The sequence below is a fragment of the Xenorhabdus indica genome (assembly GCF_014467235.1).
GTDB lineage: Bacteria > Pseudomonadota > Gammaproteobacteria > Enterobacterales > Enterobacteriaceae > Xenorhabdus > Xenorhabdus indica.
This window is the reverse complement of the sequence record NZ_NKHP01000015.1, coordinates 1-20,498: the sequence shown is the minus strand read 5'-3', so window position 1 is coordinate 20,498 and position 20,498 is coordinate 1. Positions and strand designations below refer to the sequence as shown.

20 protein-coding genes and 1 pseudogene are annotated in these 20,498 nt (G+C 40.4%); 8 read left to right on the top strand and 13 right to left on the bottom strand.

The genetic code is table 11. The features are described 5' to 3' along the window. Positions 1-42 precede the first annotated feature (42 nt). Positions 43-765: a glutamine amidotransferase-related protein gene (locus Xind_RS12505; RefSeq protein ID WP_187650189.1), complete on the top strand. Its 723-nt coding sequence runs from the start codon at positions 43-45 to the stop codon at positions 763-765. 70 nt (positions 766-835) lie between these two features. On the opposite strand, the gene Xind_RS12500 is transcribed toward Xind_RS12505, so the two are convergent. Continuing rightward, the gene (locus Xind_RS12500; protein ID WP_047681873.1) at positions 836-1,444 is read right to left on the bottom strand and encodes an HD domain-containing protein; all 609 of its coding nucleotides are present in this window, start codon (positions 1,442-1,444) and stop codon (positions 836-838) included. A gap of 20 nt (positions 1,445-1,464) precedes the next feature. Next, on the bottom strand, positions 1,465-2,463 hold the full coding sequence (gene ygfZ / locus Xind_RS12495) for a tRNA-modifying protein YgfZ (RefSeq protein WP_187650154.1): 999 nt from the start codon (positions 2,461-2,463) through the stop codon (positions 1,465-1,467). Between the two features lie 316 nt (positions 2,464-2,779). Here ygfZ and sdhE point away from each other — a divergent pair, with 316 nt between their 5' ends. Together sdhE and Xind_RS12485 are read left to right on the top strand one after the other, a co-directional pair. Next, positions 2,780-3,046, top strand: coding sequence for an FAD assembly factor SdhE (gene sdhE / locus Xind_RS12490; protein ID WP_187650153.1), 267 nt, complete (start codon positions 2,780-2,782; stop codon positions 3,044-3,046). Beyond that, positions 3,027-3,479, top strand: coding sequence for a protein YgfX (locus Xind_RS12485; RefSeq protein WP_338114354.1), 453 nt, complete (start codon positions 3,027-3,029; stop codon positions 3,477-3,479). Before sdhE ends, Xind_RS12485 begins: the two co-directional genes overlap by 20 nt. A 168-nt stretch (positions 3,480-3,647) precedes the next feature. Here Xind_RS12485 and Xind_RS12480 read toward each other — a convergent pair whose 3' ends face one another. The 7 genes and pseudogenes from Xind_RS12480 to prpB all read right to left on the bottom strand — a co-directional run bounded on the left by Xind_RS12480 (position 3,648) and on the right by prpB (position 12,860). Next, complete coding sequence (locus Xind_RS12480; protein ID WP_246432536.1) at positions 3,648-4,742, bottom strand: Txp40, insecticidal toxin (previously name A24tox); 1,095 nt, start codon at positions 4,740-4,742, stop codon at positions 3,648-3,650. Positions 4,743-5,582: 840 nt separating this feature from the next. Continuing rightward, positions 5,583-5,815: pseudogene (locus Xind_RS21695) on the bottom strand (IS1 family transposase); the annotation flags it as partial. 235 nt (positions 5,816-6,050) lie between these two features. Beyond that, a complete protein-coding gene (locus tag Xind_RS12465; protein WP_047681886.1) occupies positions 6,051-6,998 on the bottom strand; it encodes a glycosyltransferase in 948 nt (315 codons plus the stop codon). 285 nt (positions 6,999-7,283) lie between these two features. Further along, a complete protein-coding gene (locus tag Xind_RS12460; RefSeq protein WP_047681890.1) occupies positions 7,284-9,170 on the bottom strand; it encodes a propionate--CoA ligase in 1,887 nt (628 codons plus the stop codon). A gap of 80 nt (positions 9,171-9,250) precedes the next feature. Next, positions 9,251-10,726: a bifunctional 2-methylcitrate dehydratase/aconitate hydratase gene (locus Xind_RS12455; protein WP_047681892.1), complete on the bottom strand. Its 1,476-nt coding sequence runs from the start codon at positions 10,724-10,726 to the stop codon at positions 9,251-9,253. A 72-nt stretch (positions 10,727-10,798) separates the two neighbouring features. Further along, positions 10,799-11,962: a bifunctional 2-methylcitrate synthase/citrate synthase gene (gene prpC, locus Xind_RS12450; protein ID WP_187650152.1), complete on the bottom strand. Its 1,164-nt coding sequence runs from the start codon at positions 11,960-11,962 to the stop codon at positions 10,799-10,801. Beyond that, on the bottom strand, positions 11,955-12,860 hold the full coding sequence (gene prpB, locus Xind_RS12445) for a methylisocitrate lyase (RefSeq protein ID WP_047681897.1): 906 nt from the start codon (positions 12,858-12,860) through the stop codon (positions 11,955-11,957). Before prpB ends, prpC begins: the two co-directional genes overlap by 8 nt. Positions 12,861-13,158: 298 nt before the next feature. On the opposite strand from prpB, the gene prpR reads away from it, so the two are divergent. Beyond that, positions 13,159-14,826: a propionate catabolism operon regulatory protein PrpR gene (gene prpR, locus Xind_RS12440; protein WP_187650151.1), complete on the top strand. Its 1,668-nt coding sequence runs from the start codon at positions 13,159-13,161 to the stop codon at positions 14,824-14,826. A 109-nt stretch (positions 14,827-14,935) separates the two neighbouring features. On the opposite strand, the gene Xind_RS12435 is transcribed toward prpR, so the two are convergent. After that, positions 14,936-15,277 (bottom strand): SH3 domain-containing protein, encoded by a 342-nt coding sequence (locus Xind_RS12435; protein WP_047681899.1) that lies wholly within the window; start codon positions 15,275-15,277, stop codon positions 14,936-14,938. A 553-nt stretch (positions 15,278-15,830) separates the two neighbouring features. Here Xind_RS12435 and Xind_RS12430 point away from each other — a divergent pair. The 3 genes from Xind_RS12430 to Xind_RS12420 all read left to right on the top strand — a co-directional run bounded on the left by Xind_RS12430 (position 15,831) and on the right by Xind_RS12420 (position 17,147). After that, positions 15,831-16,457, top strand: coding sequence for an AidA/PixA family protein (locus tag Xind_RS12430; protein WP_187650150.1), 627 nt, complete (start codon positions 15,831-15,833; stop codon positions 16,455-16,457). A 149-nt stretch (positions 16,458-16,606) separates the two neighbouring features. Further along, positions 16,607-16,924 carry a hypothetical protein gene (locus tag Xind_RS12425; protein ID WP_187650149.1) on the top strand — a complete coding sequence of 106 codons (318 nt, stop codon included), beginning with the start codon at positions 16,607-16,609 and terminating at the stop codon, positions 16,922-16,924. Further along, on the top strand, positions 16,884-17,147 hold the full coding sequence (locus Xind_RS12420) for a DUF7823 domain-containing protein (RefSeq protein ID WP_187650148.1): 264 nt from the start codon (positions 16,884-16,886) through the stop codon (positions 17,145-17,147). Before Xind_RS12425 ends, Xind_RS12420 begins: the two co-directional genes overlap by 41 nt. A gap of 153 nt (positions 17,148-17,300) precedes the next feature. On the opposite strand, the gene Xind_RS12415 is transcribed toward Xind_RS12420, so the two are convergent. Genes Xind_RS12415 through atoD form a run of 3 tightly spaced genes read right to left on the bottom strand, consistent with a single transcriptional unit; the run spans position 17,301 to position 19,948 of the window. After that, positions 17,301-18,623, bottom strand: coding sequence for a TIGR00366 family protein (locus Xind_RS12415; RefSeq protein ID WP_187650147.1), 1,323 nt, complete (start codon positions 18,621-18,623; stop codon positions 17,301-17,303). Further along, positions 18,620-19,285, bottom strand: coding sequence for a 3-oxoacid CoA-transferase subunit B (locus Xind_RS12410; RefSeq protein ID WP_187650146.1), 666 nt, complete (start codon positions 19,283-19,285; stop codon positions 18,620-18,622). Before Xind_RS12410 ends, Xind_RS12415 begins: the two co-directional genes overlap by 4 nt. 12 nt (positions 19,286-19,297) lie before the next feature. Next, positions 19,298-19,948 (bottom strand): acetate CoA-transferase subunit alpha, encoded by a 651-nt coding sequence (gene atoD, locus Xind_RS12405; protein WP_187650145.1) that lies wholly within the window; start codon positions 19,946-19,948, stop codon positions 19,298-19,300. A 455-nt stretch (positions 19,949-20,403) separates the two neighbouring features. On the opposite strand from atoD, the gene Xind_RS12400 reads away from it, so the two are divergent. Next, a partial coding sequence (locus tag Xind_RS12400; protein ID WP_420856071.1) for a transposase DNA-binding-containing protein occupies positions 20,404-20,498 on the top strand: 95 nt, incomplete at its 3' end.

Genomic DNA, 20,498 nt, shown 5'->3' with positions numbered 1-20,498 from the left:
ATCCGTTGGAATAATTCAATCCTTTTCTAAGGTGATAAAGTGATAAGAATCCATTTTGTGGTACATGAATATTTTGAAGCACCTGGGGCATATGAAGATTGGGCTAACGCAAGAGGATATCAGACTACATTTTCACGGGTTTATCTCGGCGATAAATTACCAGATTCAGTTGAGGGTATTGATTTTCTGATAGTAATGGGAGGGCCTCAAAGCCCTGCAACCACAACGACTGACTGTGCGCATTTTGATGCAGCAGCGGAAAAGCAACTTATTGTAAAAGCGATTGCATCAGATAAGGTCGTTATGGGTGTCTGTCTTGGTGCACAGTTAATTGGAGAAGCATTAGGGGCTGCTTTTGAGCATAGTCCTGAGAAAGAAATAGGAAAGTATCCAATTATGCTTACTGCTGAGGGTTTAAAAAATGATAAATTTATTCATTTCGGTGAACTTCTTGAAGTTGGGCATTGGCATAACGATATGCCGGGTTTGACTCAGGATGCAAAAATTATTGCTTATAGTGAAGGTTGCCCCAGACAGATTATTGAATACCAAAGTTTGGTTTATGCTTTCCAGTGTCATATGGAACTGACTACAGAGGTAGTTGAATTGCTTATCCAAAATTCAGAAAAAGACCTTAGTAAAGCGGATAAGTATACTTTTGTTCAAACACCGGAAATATTACGTTCCCATGATTATAGTGAGATGAATAATAATTTATTTGTTTTTCTCGATAAATTGGCTAACCAATATATGAAGTTAAATTGATTGATATAATCGTCACGACGGTTTTTAAGTCGTGACGATAAACTGAACGCTTTTAATTGGGAATAGAAAATTACACTTTTAACCAACCTTTTTCTCTTGCTGCTTCCAGTTGTGGTAGCAAATATTTCCAAAATTCAGGGTAACTTTCAGAAATAAACTGGAGCAAGTTAAAGACTTGTTCAAAACGAATACCATTTTCTACCCAACTCTGCCCATTATTATGCAAGTTCATAAATACTGGCATAACCCTGTCGAGCATTTTGGCAAAACGTGCTTCAGGTGTTTCTCCGTCTTCATACTCGTACCAAAGGGCGAGAAAATAATCTCTCTGCGTTTCTGGCAACAAGCCGAAAATACGTTTGGCAGCTTGCACTTCTTGTTCATGAATAGCTTCACGAGCAGCTAAATCAAACGCGATAACATCCCCGGCATCGATTTCCACAATATCGTGAATCAATGCCATCTGTATAACACGGCTGATGTTTACCTCTCCGGCATAAGGAGCAAAACTGATAACTGCAAGAGCAAAGTGCCAGCTATGTTCCGCAGAATTTTCATTGCGCTGATTGTTCAGAATTTTCGTTTTACGGTGAACATATTTTAATTTATCCAGCTCCATGATAAAGGAGATAACATCGGTAAACGGGCCGAAATTAACAGGAGATACAGTCGATGACATAAGAAACTAAACCTCAAATATTATTTTTCTTCCAATGAATAAGGTAGTGCCTGAATAGAGAGAGAATGCCCTTCATCGTTGCGAATACGGAATACATTATCTGTTTCCATATCATTGCTCATAACGATCTGTACCCAAACGGAGTCATCAGCCAATTTGACCGCAGCGAGAACTGAGCCAGTCCGACGCCATTTATCGCCTAACTGCCATTCCAGTTCATCACCTGCCACAGGAAGAGAAGAGGCGCTACCTGCCAGCCAATACATTGCCCGCTTATTAGCACCACGATATTTAGCACGTGCTACTATTTCCTGACCGGCATAGCAGCCTTTTTTGAAACTGATACTGTCTTTGATGGCCTGAAGATTAGTAGCCTGTGGAATAAATTGTGCGCTGCTTGCTTCATCAATTACGGGGAATCCTGCTTCAATCTCCAACGCCAGCCACTGCTGGCTATCGTTCAATTGTGCCTGAAATTTTTCAACTAACACTTTGGCTAATTTGGTTGCAGTCGTGTTATCTGTAACTAAAAGAAAACGTTCTGTAGGGAGAGAGAAATGAAGAATAGTTGTTGTTTCATGTTGGATAACGGTTGCTTCTGCATCAGGTAAAATGGGAAAAAGTGTTGCCAGTGCTTCCCGGCTTCCCACTCCGGCGATACCAAGCAAGATATTTTTTTCGTCTTTGATAAAGGACACTTTGGAGAATACAGCATACTTTTTCAATTCAGCCAGTTGCGTATCCAATACTGAGCGGCGTTCAATATAGGCAAAACCTTCTCCACGATGAAACAGCCGCAGATTGCTCCACATCTTTCCTTTAGCATCACAATGAGCACATAGTACATGTTGATTTGCAGCCAGGGAGTTAATATCTGCGGTCACCTGACCTTGCAGATATTTTTCTGTATCAGTCCCGGTTGCGGTGGCCATTGCCCAATCATCAAGGGAAATTAATGTCAGTGGAAGTGTTGTGGAAGATAATGGAGATTGTGCAGAAAACGGAATTTGGTAAGCCATAACAGCTCCTGCCATAAACTATCTGAGAAATAACGTTAATGGTAAAAGAGATGAAGCTCAATGCAAAGGAGTTATTTTTGTTATTTGCTGGTTGAAGGTTTATTGGCAGATTGGTGTGATACCTTTTATTGCGATACTTTTCGCATATTGTAGAGATACCAACAGTTCAATCGTTACCAACGATGAAAAACAGCCCAGAATCATAGATAATTACAGGTTCTTACTGTAACAAGTTTTTACAGTGATAACGTTTTTACAATGATAGGTATTGCCGTCCCTATGGCACGAATGAAAATAATCAAGAGGCTTTTTAAACATGGATATTGACAATAAAGCGCGTATTCACTGGGCATGTCGTCGTGGGATGCGTGAACTGGATATTTCTATTATGCCATTTTTTGAATATGAATATGACTCGTTGAATGATGATGAAAAACGCATTTTTGTTCGTTTGCTGGAATGTCCAGATCCTGATCTTTTCAATTGGCTGATGAATCATGGCCGCCCGGAAGATGAGGCGCTTTTCAACATGGTGCAATTGATTCAACGCAGAAACCAAGCTCGTGGTCCTGTGGCACAGTGAACTGAGAGTATCTCTCCGAACCCGCCTGTTTTCCTCTGGCGTGCATGGAATTATTCTTCTGGTTGCTCTATTAACACCGTGGTTTGCCAATAGTTTTTATGTCTGGCTTCTGCCGTTGATCATTATCTCCATCGTAGCGAGTTGGATAAGGAGCCTGAGAAATATCATGCAGTGTCAGGGGAAACTAATACTGTTTTGTGGCAATAAGGTATACTGGCAGAAAGAAAGATGGAAAATGACTCAACCACCGTGGCTTAGCCGTTATGGGATAATGCTCACCTTACGTACCTTTGAGCAAGCGGAAAGTTTTCGCCATCGGCCTAATATTCGATTATGGGTGGCATCGGATAGTATGTCGGTTAAAGATTGGCGTAGTTTTAGCCAGATTATGCGTAGTACAGAATTGTGGAAAGAAAAGGCAGAAAGATCATGAAAATCTGACAGATTTATTCCTGAGTGGAGAATCTGTTGTGGCTAAGAAATAGATATATCACTACTGAACTGGCGAATGGTAATAAGCTGTTTTATTAGCGAATTTGGTGACCGCCTAGACGGTCACCTTTGAGGAAAGGTATTCTCTTATCACCATCTATAAATCAGGCTACAAATTTTTATAATGAGTACCAACACTTTGAATCTCGATTATTTTGTCAGTGTCATTTTTGATGAATGTTACCCTGTGTTTTTGGCTTAGCCTTATACTAGATAAATCTCTACCTTGCAATTTTTCGAAGTTACTGCCGCTTTCTGTACCAATATTTCTTGCTGCTGTGATTGGATCATTACCCTTTTGTACCTCTTTTATAAATGAGCTATATTTTTGCTTTGCAGCATCGTCCATATTAGCAAATCCATTTTTGGATTTGTTATCTCTAAGTTTTTGCAAACTAACTTTCCATTTAGACGGTGCTGTTGTGGACGACGCTACTGGACCCAATTTAGGCCCTTTTGTTGGACCGGCCAGATAACCTATTCTGCCATCAGGTAGCTTCTGAGGTGGTCGAAAGAAAGGCTGAGAAAGTTTTTTTCTCCCAATATAATTCTCTAATGATTTAGTTTCTAGTCCGTTGTAAAAACTTCTTGAAAAAATCCTTTTTCCTAGTGATGTCGCAGCAGATAAGATAAATAAAAAATCAATTAATTTAAAAAATCTTGCCGCGTTTGATTGTTGATTTTCCTCCAGAGGGATTTCTTGTGAAGCAAAGAAATAGAGCGCTAATAATTTATCTTCATCTAAATAATCTTTCAATGGCTTATTTTCAAGACCAGGAACATCCCAGGTATTTTCAGGATATTCACCTTCAAAATCCAGTTCGTTCTGGAGAAATCCATTTGCCATATCTTTAGAAATTTGATCACCATTCTCACCCAATAGTGCAGATGAAAGATTAGACATGTATTCTTGATAAATGCTATCCGCGGTATCCTTATTCTTATAATAGTCATCTGGAAGTTGAGAGACATTATGAATACCACTTACCGCTAAAGCGTAAGCTAATATTACTTTTTTAGCTCGATATTCAATTCCATATGCTGCTGTATGACCTTCATCTGTTTGCTTAAAGTTTAGTATACGTATTATATCTCCCGCTATTTGTTTTTCAGCGGATGGATAACCTTCACCTCTAGCATCAGGCGTTAATTGTATTACACTCGAAGTTGTTATGGATTTTATAACCATTGTATTTTCAACCATTGTACTTTCCCATTATGTTGGCGTTTATTGAAATAAAGACTAATATAAATTGCAGCGTTGATTTCCGCTGTTACGGTTTTTTGACTGCTTTAATTAAATTATCAAGTTTATTTTCTCTCTATAATATCCTTACAAACACCTCGGATAATTGAGGTGCTAATATTTTAATAATAAGTAACTAGATAATCATTTTTTTATGATTATGACTTAATATAAAAAACATGTGTTTATGTGACTGATGGATATATAGATAACATAGCAATTTTATGGTGTCAAGCACTGCTAAGTGACTTAATTTTGATTATATTATAGGCATGAGTGATTTGATTTTAATTAAATCTCTGTAGCCTGAGCCAGTTTATCAGGACTCTTTTAGAGACAACTGTAGCGAATGAAACAGCATTATCTCTATATATTTTGTTTTAGTGTTATCTCTAATGACAATGGAGAAGAAAGTAAAACAGATAAAATTACGCGATGTAGTTTTGATATTAATTTTTTTCCATCATTATTGTATGGAATTTCTGACAAATATGTTGGCGCATATGCTGTTAAATTTTCTTTAAATTGTTGTTGGTTTTAATTGTGAAATAATTTAAGCGTTATCACATATTTCTCAATCTTTTATGGTGGTGAATTAATTTTGCAAATGGTATTTGCATTTCATTATATATTTATTAGTTATAGGTTAATGCTAATTTATTTGTGAGTAATATGTTTCAACTAATAACTAAGTAATTTATCATTAGTTCAATTTAAATTAACTTTAAAAGGTCATGAACCCAATGGTTAGATCGTTTAGAGAAAGTAGTATTCACGTTCAATGAATGTTCCTATTCAGAGCCAGCGTTGGTTTTTCTTGTTACCGACAAATGACCATTGTTCGTCTAGTTCACAGATAATCTGGATATCACTTCCTGCCAGAGGCAGTGTGGTTATCTGTCTGGGAGTGAGGTTTTTAGTGTGCGAATGACCGTGTTAATGCCGACCTTCAGGACGCGAGCGGTATCTCTGACACCGACGTTATTCATCGCCATATCAATGATCCGCGCTTGCATGCCAGGATGACAGGCTTAAACGTGATGCGAATCAAAAAAAAGCTCCGCATTGGCACGGAGCAGGAATGGGTAAAAGTAGCTGGGAAAATGTAGTACAAGAGCATAGTAATACTGTACTGCTAAACATCGATTAAACAAAAGCTAAAATGAGAAGAATAAAGGTAACCTCAACTATGGTTATATGGTAACCCTCTTTTTTTATTCATTTTTATCGTTAAAGTTTCAAATAGCCTATTCTGATTTATTTGTTTTAACGTGATATTAATTTGTGAAAGTAAAACTTAATGAATCGAGAAGCTTTTTTGGAATTTTGATTGTTGTTATAAACTTCTTGTATTAAACGAAACCATTTTTGAGCAGTAGATTCTCGGTTATATTCTTCAAATCTTTTTTTTCCATTTGATACCATCGATAAATATAAATTTGACTGATTTCTTAATTTATCCACTGCATCTATAAATTCTGTTGGAGTTTTTGCTATCAAATAATCTAACTCACTTAACCTTATTGCTCTCATTGAGGGTTCATCATCGCAAATAACAGGGCAACCTGCATTCCATGCATTGATGAGTTTACTGGCTGGTTTTCTTATGATATTTGTATAATCGCGTCTAAAACTTATAGCAATATCTATATTGCTATAATCAGTCCAATCTTTGTTCGATTTTATAAAAGTAATTTCCCTTGAATTTAGCTCATTTTCTAATGTTTTGTCTGAAAAGAAATCGGGTAATGCATCTTCATGTCCAAAAAAACCAATAGTTTTTATTTCACCATTATTTTTTGCCCTTGGTTTTAATCCTGGCTGAGGCCAATGAGGGATGAAAATTTTTCCATTCTTAGCCTGTAGGGGATTTTGCACAATCACATAATCAGCACCGTGAACGGATGGACGATCAGCCTGGCAAACTATAGTATTTCCTCTCCATGGTTTAGTCTTAGAACTAAAGTTATCATAGTGTAATATATTAATGGCATTATCTTGGGCTTTATTGGTTAATCTAATGTCTAGACAATCTCCATAATAATAATTAAGGTTAATTAAAGTTTGCATGACCCAACAAGATTTTCCTTTACGATAATATCTTTCTGAGAGGCTGTCGAGATCTGTTTTTCTATTTATTATATATTGAAAATCGTAAGCATATTTTTCTATGAAATTTTTATCTGAAATGCCATTGATAATGATTTTACTCATGCTGTTCTACATATTTAGTTTTAAAATTCATAAAATATATCATAATATATATGATATATTCAATGAATATCGATTTTTATGAAAGAGATAAATGAAAGTAACCAACAAAGGAAGTGATTTTGAAAATATCGTGTATATTTATTATGGGGGATTTTTATCTCTTATAGTGTTTTAACTAAAAAATATCAGCCTTATTATTTGTGACAGAAAAGAGGTAAATATCTCGCTTCCTGCCACAAAATAAGTTGGTTATTGGAATGAATTTCACTTTTATTAATCTCATTTTTAATGAGACACCGCATCTCGTATTACGTCCAATGAAGCAGGATTTTCAATTAAAGCAATATCACTGGGTTCACGACCTTCACAAATGGCCTGCATGGTACGGCGTAACATTTTCCCAGAACGTGTTTTTGGCAATTGCGTGACAAAATAGATACGTGCCGGACGTCCAACACTGCCAATTTTCTTATCGACCAGACTCATCAGTGATTTTTCCAAAGTGGCAAAATGGTCCGCACTCTGAATTTCACGTCCTTCTTTGAGGACGACAAAGGAAACTGCGGCCTGTCCTTTTACATCATCTTTGATACCGATAACCGCGACTTCAGCAACATCTTCATGGCTGGCGATACACTCTTCGATTTCCCGGGTGCCCAGACGATGCCCCGAAACATTAATCACGTCATCTGAACGTCCCAAAATAAAGTAGTAACCATCACGATCACGGATCCCCCAATCGAAAGTGGAGTAAACTTGCTGATCAAAATGCTTCCAGTAAGTATTCACAAAACGGTTATTATCACCATAAATAGTTTGGATACATCCGGGAGGCAAAGGGCCTTTGACGACCAACATGCCTTTTTCGTTGTCATCACACTCCTGTCCGGTCAGTTCATTAATCAATTTGACGTTAAAACCATACATCGGGAATCCCGTACTGCCAAAACGACTTGGTCTATCATCCAGTGCTCGTGCTATCGCCATAATTGGCCAGCCCGTTTCTGTTTGCCAGTAATTGTCAATCACAGGTACGTTAATGGTTTCAGTCACCCAACGTGCAGTATGCTCATCAAGTGGTTCACCTGCCAGATAGAGTGTTTCAAGAGAAGAAATATCGTATTGAGAGAGATTATCTGTAGGATATTTCTTCAGAACTCGAATGGCCGTTGGTGCGGAAAACATCCTGTTGACCCGATATTTTTCCACAATTTGCCACCAAATACTGGCATCTGGCCGGATGGGCAAACCTTCATACATAATAGTTGCCATACCCGCGATCAGCGGAGCGTACACAATATAGGAATGCCCGACGATCCAACCGATGTCTGATGTACAAAAGAATACACCGCCAGCTTTACCGCCAAAAATAATCTCCATTGATGTTGCCAGTGCTACTGCATAACCACCAACGTCACGTTGTACACCTTTGGGTGTTCCTGTTGTTCCTGATGTATAGAGAACACAAGAAACTTCATTGGATTCCAGCCATGTTACCGGAACCTTTGCATCCAGATAGGATTGTCGCAAGGTGGCAAAATCCACATCCCGGTTTCTGACCCAATTTATCTCTGCCAGGCCACGGTTGACCATCAATACATGACGTGGTGTGTGTACTGCTAATTCAATGGCTTCATCCAGCAATGGCTTGTAGGGAATGATTTTTCCTCCACGAGAGCCTGCATCAGCAGAAACGACTAGTACTGGCTCAGCATTATCTAATCGGGTAGCGAGGCTATGGGCAGCAAAACCGCCAAAAACCACAGAGTGGATAGCACCGATACGGGCGCAGGCAAGTAAGATAAATAAGGCTTCTGCCACCATCGGCATATATATCACAACACGATCGCCTTTTTTGACACCGAGAGAAAGCATGATAGCGGAGGCCCGGTTAACTTCCTGATATAACTCCTGGTAAGTGAAGACTTGTTCAGTATTCGTTTCTGTTGAAATCGCAATCAGTGCCTTAGCATCAGGTTGTCTTTCCAACCAGCGATCCAATGCGTTGTAACATAAGTTGGTCTTTCCACCGCAAAACCAGCGGGCAAAAGGCGGATTACTGTGATCCAGAACTTGTGCAAAAGGGTGCTGCCAATGAATTCGTTTGGCTTGTTCTACCCAGAAGGCGTTGGGTTCATTAATCGAACGTTGGTAAAAATCTTTGAATGACATAATTTCTCCTAACGCAGTATTTTCCTAACATAACGTAAGGATAGCGGTTCCTGAAATAAGAACCGCTGAAAATAGGCAGATTAAACAACGTACAAATCAAGATATTCGTTTACCGGGGTGTCTTTGATATCGTTCAGTTCAAGGGATGCTGACAGTATTTTTTGTTGTTGCTTTGCTGAGAAGCGTCGGGCCAGATTGGTTTTAAATTTTTCCAGCAGAGTGGGGATACCATCGGCACGCCGTCGTCTGTGCCCAATTGGAAACTCGATTATGACTTCATCAAACTGGCTGTTATCGTTGAAGGAGATAGTCAGGGCATTGGCAATCGAGCGTTTTTCCGGGTCATGATAATCTTTCGTAAAATCAGGATCTTCAACACAGACTATTTTTCCCCGTAAGGCATCAATACGCGGATCTTTAGCGACATCATCTTCATAATCCGTAGCGGTGAGACGACCAAACAGCAATGGAATCGCAACCATATACTGAATGCAGTGATCTCTGTCGGCCGGATTATGTAACGGGCCTTGTTTATCGATAATACGGATACAAGCCTGATGAGTACGGATAGTGATTTTGGCGATATCTTCGATATTTTTACCGAATTTTTTCAACTGATTATGCAACTGCATGGCGGCTTCAACCGCAGTTTGTGCATGAAACTCAGCGGGGAAAGAAACCTTGAACAGTATATTTTCCATCACATAGCTGCCATAGGGGCGTTGAAATTGAAATGGCTCGCTGTTGAACAAGACATCATAAAATCCCCAGGTTTTAGCTGTTAATACAGAGGGATAACCCATTTCACCTTTTTGTGCCATCAGGGCCAGACGCACAGCACGGGAAGTCGCGTCTCCCGCTGCCCAGGATTTGCGGGAACCTGTATTGGGAGCATGACGATAAGTTCTTAAGGATTGACCGTCTACCCAAGCGAGTGAAACGGCACTTAATATCTGTTCACGATCCAGCCCTAACATTTGAGCAATCACTGCGGTTGAAGCAATTTTGACCAGAACGACATGATCCAGCCCGACTTTATTGAAAGCATTTTCCAGTGCTAAGCAACCCTGGATCTCGTATGCCTTAATCATGGCGGAAAATACATCCCACATAGTGAGTGGTTGTTCCCCACGGGCTACAGCATTTCTTGACTGCCAGTCAGCGACAGCAAGTATTCCGCCGATATTGTCAGACGGATGTCCCCATTCAGCAGCCAGCCAGGTATCGTTGAAATCCAGCCAGCGGATAAGAGTACCTATATTGAACGCAGCCTGTACCGGATCAAGCTCGAACTGAGTACCCGGCACTCGTGCACCATTGGGGACAACTGTACCCGGCACAATCGGCCCCAATAATTTGGTACAGGCGGGATACTCCAATGCCTCTAACCCACAGCCTAATGCATCTAAAAATGTGTGTTGGGCTGTGACATAGGCAATAGGGGAGACGATGGTGTAATCCATGACATAATCCACGATATCTACAATCACCTGATCATATTCGGGACGATCATTAACAACGGGAGTTAGTGTAGAAGCAGGAATAGAGGTAGACATAATCAATCCTTTTCGAAAAATTGCATGTAAGGTATGAATTAGTACTATTTAAAAGGTAATTATCAGTCAGTGTCAGCGCTGTTCAATTGGAACAAAGAACAAATTTTCCGGGCCGGTATAATTGGCAGAAGGGCGAATAATTTTGTTATCAACACGCTGCTCAATAATGTGTGCAGCCCAACCGGAAGTACGGGCAATAACAAACAGTGGAGTAAACATAGCGGTGGGAACGCTCATCATGTGATACGATACGGCTGCAAACCAGTCAAGGTTTGGGAACATTTTTTTCTTATCCCACATCACAGATTCAATTCTATCCGCAATATGAAACATTTGAAGTGTGCCTGTTTCTTTGGACAGGGTCAGGGCTATATCTTTAATCACTTTATGGCGTGGATCAGAAACGGTATAAACCGGATGTCCAAAGCCAATGATCACTTCCTTTTTTTCTAATCGCTTGAGAATATCGGCTTCTGCTTCATCTGGTGTGTCATAACGCTGCTGAATTTCGAATGAAACTTCATTGGCACCGCCATGTTTTGGCCCTCGCAGGGCACCGATGCCTCCAATAATGGCGGAGTACATATCTGAGGCTGTACCGGCAATCACGCGGCTGGTAAAAGTAGAAGCATTGAATTCATGTTCTGCATACAAGATCAGAGAAGTATGCATCGCCTTTTCCCAAGATGGGGGGGATTTTTTGCCATGCAAAAGATGAAGGAAATGGCCGCCGATAGAATCATCATCAGTTTCAACATCAATACGGCGTCCGTTATAACTATAGTGATACCAATAAAGCAGTATGGAGCTGAGGGAAGCAAGTAAACGATCAGCAATATCACGGGCACCTGGGAGATTATGATCTTCTTTTTCCGGTAGAGTGCAACCAAGAACGGAGACACCCGTACGCATGACATCCATTGGATGGGCGACTGCGGGCAGGGCTTCCAGCGCAGCCTTAACACTGCTTGGCAAACCGCGCAATGCTTTCAGTTTGGTTTTATAAGCGGCCAACTCCGCACGGGAAGGGAGTTTTTCATGGATTAACAGGTAGGCAACTTCTTCAAATTCACAATGGGCTGCTAAATCGAAAATATCATAACCCCGGTAATGTAACTCCTTACCATTTTTTCCAACAGTACAAAGTGCGGTATTACCCGCAGTAATACCCGATAAGGCAACAGATTTTTTCGGTTTAAATGGGGTAGCTTCAATCTTTGTATTTTGTTCATTCATGTGTATCACCTCTGTTATTTTTCTGGGAAAACAGGGCATCCAGTTTCTGTTCAAAATCGTAATAGTTGATGCTTTCATACAGTTCATTACGGGTTTGCATCATACCGAGCACATTTTTTTGAGTGCCATCACGACGGAGTGTGGTATAGACCTGTTCTGCGGCCTTGTTCATGGCGCGAAAAGCTGACAGGGGATAGAGGGCGATAGAGACATCCACGCTTCTTAACTCTTCGAGAGTAAAGAGTGGAGTGGCGCCGAATTCAGTAATGTTTGCCAGTACTGGAACCTGAGTTATTGCAGCAAACGTTTTATACATTTGTAGCTCAGTCATTGCTTCCGGAAACAGCATATCTGCTCCTGCTTCAATATAGGCTTCGGCTCTATCAAGGGCAGCACTCAATCCTTCTACTGCCAATGCATCGGTACGAGCCATAATGACAAAATGTTCGTCGCTACGGGCGTCAACGGCGGCTTTGATACGGTCTACCATCTCATTTTTTGAGACAATTTCTTTGTTTGGCCGATGACCACAACGTTTTGCACCGACCTGATCTTCAATATGTAGTCCGGCAGCGCCTGCTTTAATAATAGACCGAACTGTACGGGCAACATTGAATGCTGATGAGCCAAATCCGATATCTGCATCTACCAGCAGTGGTAAATCACATACATCGGTGATGCGCCGGGTATCGGTCAGCACATCATCCAGTGTTGAGATGCCAAGATCCGGCAGACCTAATGAACCGGCTGATACGCCGCCACCGGAAAGGTAGATAGCTTTATAGCCTGCTCGTTTTGCCAGCAATGCATGATTCGCATTGATGGTTCCTACCACCTGTAACGGAGATTCTTCTTTTATTGCCTGACGAAAAGTCAAACCAGCAGAATAAAATCCCATGTATAACCCCATTATTATAAAAATGAAACTAATTTGTATTAAATTGTTAGCAAAGCAAAGTTTGTGCCAAAAAGTAAAAATGGGGGGGGTAATTGAGACAGATAATGAGTGGGTTTTTATTTTATATTTACAATCAATATATTAATTGGTATTTCCTATGTTGTGGTTTCTGAGTTTCTATGAGGTATAGTATATACTTGTTTTAAAATGAACCTGATGATGTTTCAATTTTGTTTCATTATGGGGAAATGAAACATCGTAAAGAAAGGACGGGCAGAAAACGCAGAAGGGGAAAGATATGATACCGATACAAATCGAAGAACGTGATAGTAGTAAGCCGGTTATCTGGACAGTTTCCATCTCCCGCCTTTTTGATCTTTTTCGAGATATCACACCAGAGTTTAATCATCAGGCTGATATCACACCAATCCATCTTGGTTTTGAACAAGCGGTGCAACATATTCGCAAACGTCTGGAAAATGAACATTGTGATGCCGTGATTTGTGCCGGCTCTAATGGCTCATACCTAAAAAGCCGCTTATCAGTGCCGGTGATCATAGCCAAAGCCAGTGGGTTTGATTTTATGCAGGCACTGGCTCGTGCCCGACAAATTAGCTCCCGCATTGGGGTGATCACTTATCAGAGTACCTTGCCTGCTTTGGAGGAATTTCAGCAACGTTTTAATCTGCGCATTGAACAACGTAGTTATGCGACAGAAGAAGATGCCAGAGCACAGGTTAATGCCTTGAAAGCGATTGGAATTAAAGTGATTGTAGGTGCCGGATTGATCACCGATCTGGCTTATGAAGCTGAGCTGGTGGGTGTGTTTGTCTATTCTGCTGCTTCTATCCGGCAGGCATTTCATGATGCTTTAGATATGGCTAAAATGGCCAAACTTAATCAAGCCGTGATTTCACCTTATCCTACTAAAGATAAACTGCGGATCAGACATACTATCAATGACATTCGGGGAAATTCCCCTGCAATAGAGCGTGTACGCAGCACAATTATGCTATATGCCCGTTCAACGGCTACCGTATTGATTCAGGGAGAAAGTGGTACAGGTAAGGAGTTAGTTGCACAAGCTATTCATCATGAATATACCTTGCGTTATGGTCAGTTAAAGGGAAAGCATCCACGGCCATTTGTTGCCGTCAACTGTGGGGCGATTGCTGAGTCATTATTAGAGGCTGAATTGTTTGGCTACGAAGAAGGTGCATTTACCGGCTCCAGACGGGGTGGGCGTGCAGGATTATTTGAGATTGCGCACAGAGGAACTTTATTTCTGGATGAAATTGGTGAAATGCCATTGCCATTACAAACACGTTTATTAAGGGTATTGGAAGAGAAATCTGTCGTCAGAGTTGGGGGATATCGTCCAATTTCGGTTGATGTCCGCATCATTTGTGCAACTCACTGTGATTTGGATCAATGGGTACGCGAAGGGCGTTTTCGTGTCGATCTATTTTATCGCTTAAATGTATTGCGGATTAATCTTCCAGCATTACGGGAGCGGGGAAATGATATAAGTATGCTGGCGCTGGAATATTTACGGCGGGCATTTGCGACACTCAATTTACCTGTTTCTGCTTCAAGAGTACGTGAACTTTCTCATTGCGATGAGATATTGCAATCTTATCATTGGCCGGGAAATGTGAGGGAATTGCGTAACCTGATGGAGAGAATCGTTCTCTACATAAGTGCTAATCCTGAGCAGGTATTGACTCCTGCATTAATACTGTCACTTTCGCCTGAACGTCAGGTTGATATTGGTCCAACAAACAATAACCTGCAAACGCAGATAGCCGCTTTCCCCTTTAAGGAAACATTGTTGTCAGAGCATGATATTTCAGTACATGACGTCGTGGCACGTTTTTCAGGCAACCGTCAGGCAGCAGCAGAGTATTTGGGGATTAGCCGTACAACATTATGGCGGAGACTGAAACAGACGCAGGGGAAAAATTAACTGAAAAGACCCTCATCTTTCTACTAATTACTTAATTTACTTGTTAACTTACGGTTAGAAAGATGACTGTAAGTTGAAATTTCCACCGGAATAGGGAAGTAATACTCTTTTAAAATTCCACGCAACCTTGCGGTATCCAGCCTGTTTCACCACATCTTTTATGTGCCAGAAACCAACCGTTTAATAACTTTTCCAAATATAGACATTCGCCGATTTGTACAGTTAATTCGTGAGCGATGTAGTTTTCTGTACAGATCGCTTGATTAGTTTGGATGAAACAGAGGATTTGTTGCGGAACCCAACCACTTATTTCTGATGTATCTGTCGCCCAAACCCAGTAAGGATACTCTATATCACTGTGACTGATTACAACAACATCGCCAGCTTGTAAGCGAATTGGATTTGGATAAGCGCTGACATAATTTTTGATCACGATACTTTTACCAAACATGTTTTCTCCAGATTTAGCTTAATTTAGCTGGTGGAATGATAATCAGTAATTATACATCGAATAGAATTGTATATCTATGTAACTTCGACGGTCAGATATTAAAAGGAAACGGGTAAGAGAAAAATTATTCTGTTTTATTTTACGAAAAAACTATCAATGAGGTTATGTTATCATTTCTATGATGAATTTATTTTTATCTGTTTTTTTTAATCCGGAATGTCAACGAGTTAATGATGACAAATTAATTAAAAATTTATAACCATGATTATTTTGAAATGTTTTGATAAATAATCATCATTATAACATGTAAAGTAAATTATTATGTTTAGCAGTTAAGCAGCATATTATTGGTGATTAATCTATATAAAATACAATTTAACATTTCTTTATTGTGATAAAAAAATTCTTTATAAGGACACTTTTTGAGACTTGGCTTTTATATTATTTTGTTATGATATGTTCTGTAAGAAGCTTATAAATAAAACGCAGACCCAGTGCTATGTTGGTCGCGTAGCAAAACATACTAATACCATAAACAAATGAGGGTACTATAATGTCTAAAATGATTGATGTATTAATGGGTGTAAGAACCGAAGATATTATGAATGATTTTGGTAAACTTAGCAAAGATATTAATAGTCCAGTTTCAATGTGGTCTGCGGATGTTTTCAAAAAATATGTTACTTACATCCATGAAGATGAAACAATGACTTCTGTTGATAGCTCAGGAAATTTAATGGTTAAATGCGATGTGGGAGATGTCATTCGCATGAATTTAATAACATTAAATAATAATCCTGACTATTCTGTTGCTATGATGAAGATGGATCCGATGATGAAAATGGACTCCATGATGAAGATGGATTCTATGATGAAAATGGACTCCATGATGAAAATGGATCCGATGATGAAAGTCATGCAGGGTGACATGGTTCAAATGCTGGAGCCACACAAAATGGTTGCCAGCACAAAATACATGCCTGTTGTTGACGTAAGAAATCCAATGGATGTGGATATGCAGAAAGTGAAAAGTTGCTATTTGATGACCAGAGTCAACATGATGCCTCCTATGGGCACTATGCGTGTAATGTATTATGAGTGTATTTTGGGAATATATAAAGAAGGCATGTTGCAGGGTTACATTGCCGCAGAGCCTGGCCTTGTTCTGGATAACAGATAATTTTTATCAGGTAAAAAAACTGAATTAAATTTAAACCTTTTAGGTCGCGCAGACGCGCGGCCTTTTTATATCAGTAAAGTCAAATTATCTGTTGGATTAACGGTAGGATGAAATTACTTTAAATTTTAATAATCATAAGTGAGGAATTTATGTCAGAAATTAATGCTCAAAAAATTGCTTTTTCAGATTATATGTTGGTTGCTGATATTACTTTAGGAATTAAAGTGTATAAGATAAATAGTTTTGTTGATAATATTTCTTGGGGATACTTGAATAAACCAAGGATGGAAGTTCCAATAAAGGGAACAGTACCAGATTATGGTTCTTTCAATGTAATAAAAAATAGCACAGGATTTGCTTATGTTATGATATTTGGATGGAATGAGTATGTTAAATTTGATAATAATGAACATCCTGAGCTTCAAAATGTCTTTACTACGCCGAAACTTGTCTTTTCTTACTTATAATAGTCAAGAAAATTACAATGATATCGATAATTGCTTTAAAAATAAAGAGCTTCATATAACAATCGGTGATGAAAAATATAACCTTGGTAAACGTATACGTAGCTTAGTTGGTACAGTCCCCTATGAAATTATCAGTTGGTATGAAGGTTACGATTCATTAAAATTTGGTACTGAATTGAAAAAATCGGGTGAGACTAAGCGTCTTTGTATGAAGTGGATATAACTGGATTATATTTATAATTGAATTCAAGGTTGTACTCTGTTGTGACTGGTGATGTTTCTCATTTATTGATGTATTGGTCGACTGTCGATAACGGCACATTAAGCGCCGATAATCACAATATTTTCCATAATAAATCCTTAATTCTTATTATCATTAAAATAGAAGGAGGCCGATAATAAATATCAGAGCGGAAAAAAAGAGTGCCGTGATGCAGTAGCCCATAATATCGCGTACCCCAAGCCCTGCAATAGCCAGCGCCGGTAATGCCCAAAACGGCTGTGCCATATTCATCCACTGCTCACCATAAGCGATAGCCATAACTGATTTACCTAAATCTGCGCCCAACACTTCAGCAGCAGACATGACGAACGGCCCTTGAATAACCCAGTGACCACCACCAGATGGCACCGCAAGGTTAATCAGTGCGGAACTGAAGAAGGTCATAATTGGGAAAGTGTCTTTGTTCGCGACGTTGATAAAGAACTCCGTGATAAGCCCGCCTAGCCCTGAACTTTCCATCATCAGTTGAATACCTGCATAGAAGGGGAACTGCACCAGAATACCCGCAGTACTTTTCGCCGCAGCCCTCACTGCACGCATATATGCCATTGGGGTTTTATGCAGTAATAAACCGGTCAGCAGGAAAATCATGTTGACGGTGTTAATGGTAATGTTGAACCCGTTCTTGGCAAAGTATATACCGAGGTAGGTGAATCCTAGTATTCCGATGATCCACGCGATAATACGGCTTTCTTCCATGCGTTCAGATAGAGGAGCGTTTTTCGGCAGTTTTTTCTGGAAATCCGGCTCTTCTTCCAGCAAAGCCGGGTCGATAATCATAATTTCCTCTTTTTTCGGCATCATCATACGGGTAACAAACGGCATGACGGCGATAAGACTGAGAGTGATAAAGATGTTGTAACTGGTAAAGATAGTCTGGCTGACAGGGATCAGACCTGATATATGCTCAACCGGATTGCCAGGCGTTGCTGCCAACAGCGGCATTGAGCCGGAAAAACCACCACCCCACGTCAGGAAGCCGATGTAGGCGCAGGCGATCAGAAGCGGGTAATCAGAACCGGGAACTTTACGGGCGACCTCACGGGCAAACATAACTCCTACAACTAACCCGAATCCCCAGTTAATGACACAAGCCACGGAGCCGAAGAAGGTTACTAGCATCACACCCTGTGTGGGTGTTTTTGCCAGTGAAGCTGATAGCCTCAGAATACGTTTAACAGAACCAGAGCTCGCCAGCGCGTGACCAGTGACGATAATCATCGCCATCTGCATCCCGAAAGCAAGTAGGTTCCAGAATCCGTCTCCCCACATTTTAACCAGATCCATTGATGTGCTGGATGTCAACGACAGCGCGAGCATAAATGTGAGTATGGTGAGCAGCATTGCAAAAATCAGCGGATCTGGCAGATAGCGGCTCACAAACCGTGTCATTACACGAGAAATGCGGCCTATCATACGCTATCCTCAGTCACATTAAGAGACATCACTTTCACGTGTGGAGAAACGATAAATTTGGCTTCGGTTTTCGCCTTGATGGTGTCAATATTTACACCCGGTGCGTATTCAAATAGCACCATCTGACCGTTTTCGAAACGGAATACCGCAAGTTCAGTAACCAGCGTATCTACTGCATTCACTGCTGTCAGCGGCATAGTGCATTGACGTAGAATTTTGGCTGAGCCATCTTTTGCACAATGTTCCATTGCAATGATCACTCTACGGGCGCCGGTCACCAAATCCATCGCGCCACCCATGCCCGACACCATCTTGCCTGGAATCATCCAGTTAGCCAGATTGGCATTCTGGTCTACCTGTAATCCGCCTAGCACACTAGCATCAACGTGACCACCTCGGATCAGAGCAAAGGAGAACGCACTATCAAACATAGACGCGCCCGGTAGTACACCACAAAGTTGTCCTCCAGCGTTCACCAGATCTTTATCCGGCTGTGTGACAGACCCCAGACCGAGAAAGCCGTTTTCAGACTGTAGGGTGATCTGTACCCTTTCAGGCAGGTAGTTCACTACCTGAGTTGGTAGGCCGATACCAAGATTAACGATATCTCCATCATTCAATTCAAGGGCTACGCGGCGGGCGATAAGTTCTTTAGCGTTCATGGAATTTTATCCTTATTGAACAATGAGATGGTCGATGATAGCACCCGGTGTAACAATGCAGTCAGGATCGAGTGAACCAACCGGTACGATTTCATCCGGTTCAGCGAGCGTGATACCTGCGGCCAGTGCAATAAGTGGGTTAAAATTACGTGCGCTGAGGTGGTAGGTCAGGTTGCCGAAAGTGTCTGCTTTGTGTGCCTGAATCAGTGCCAGATCGGCATACAGCGGCAGTTCAAGAAGGTATGTCCGGCCATTGATGACTTTTTTCTCTTTGCCTTCTTCCACTACGGTGCCCACGCCGGTTGGTGTCAGAAAACCACCTAAACCAGCACCGGCGCAACGGATCTGCTCTGCCAGCGTACCTTGTGGCACCAGTTGTACTTCCATTTCACCGGAGATCATGCGACGGCCAGCTTCTGGATTGGCACCGATATGGGATGCAATTAATTTTTTTACTCGGCCATTAACAATCAATGGCCCCAGACCGATATCAACAAAGGCTGTATCATTGGTAATAAGGGTTAGATTTTTTACACCGGTTTCTAATAGCGCTGTCATTAAACGTGGAGGGGTGCCCACACCCATAAATCCACCCACCATAATGGTCATCCCATCGCAGAAAAATTCCTTTGCCTTATCAATCGTTATTTGTTTATTTTTCATGTTTCTTTCCTTAGTAAGAAAGATATCTCAAACAGTAAAATAGCAAAGGGTATGCCGATAGATTAAATTTTATATTCCACTAACAATAAACTTTTTTAAATAATAAATATTATTGGTTTTTAATGGTATGATAATTTTTGGTTGGCTGTGATTTAATTAATATTAAATAGCATAAAATGGTATGTTGTAAAAAATGTATAGCAAAGATCAGAAAAAAACGGCAGGAGTTCAATTTAAGAAAAAAAGATTAAAGAGAAATAGGAAGTTAGCAAAATAATTAGATGTTAAAGAAATATTGAAAGTATTGGCTTCTTTATTTTTGTAAAAGAGAAGATAAGCAAAAGCCCTCTTAAAGCTGTCTCTTCTACACAAATCCCTCGATTGAATCGAGGGATTTTTTTGAACCTTTTTCTACCTGGCTGATCTCAATAAGAAATACTACGTTGAGGTCACGTATGATGTTTTCAACAGATGCTGAGCAATGGGCAAAAGACACTTTTCAATATGCTGATTTAGGGGATAGCCGCCGCACTAAGCGGCTGATCAAACT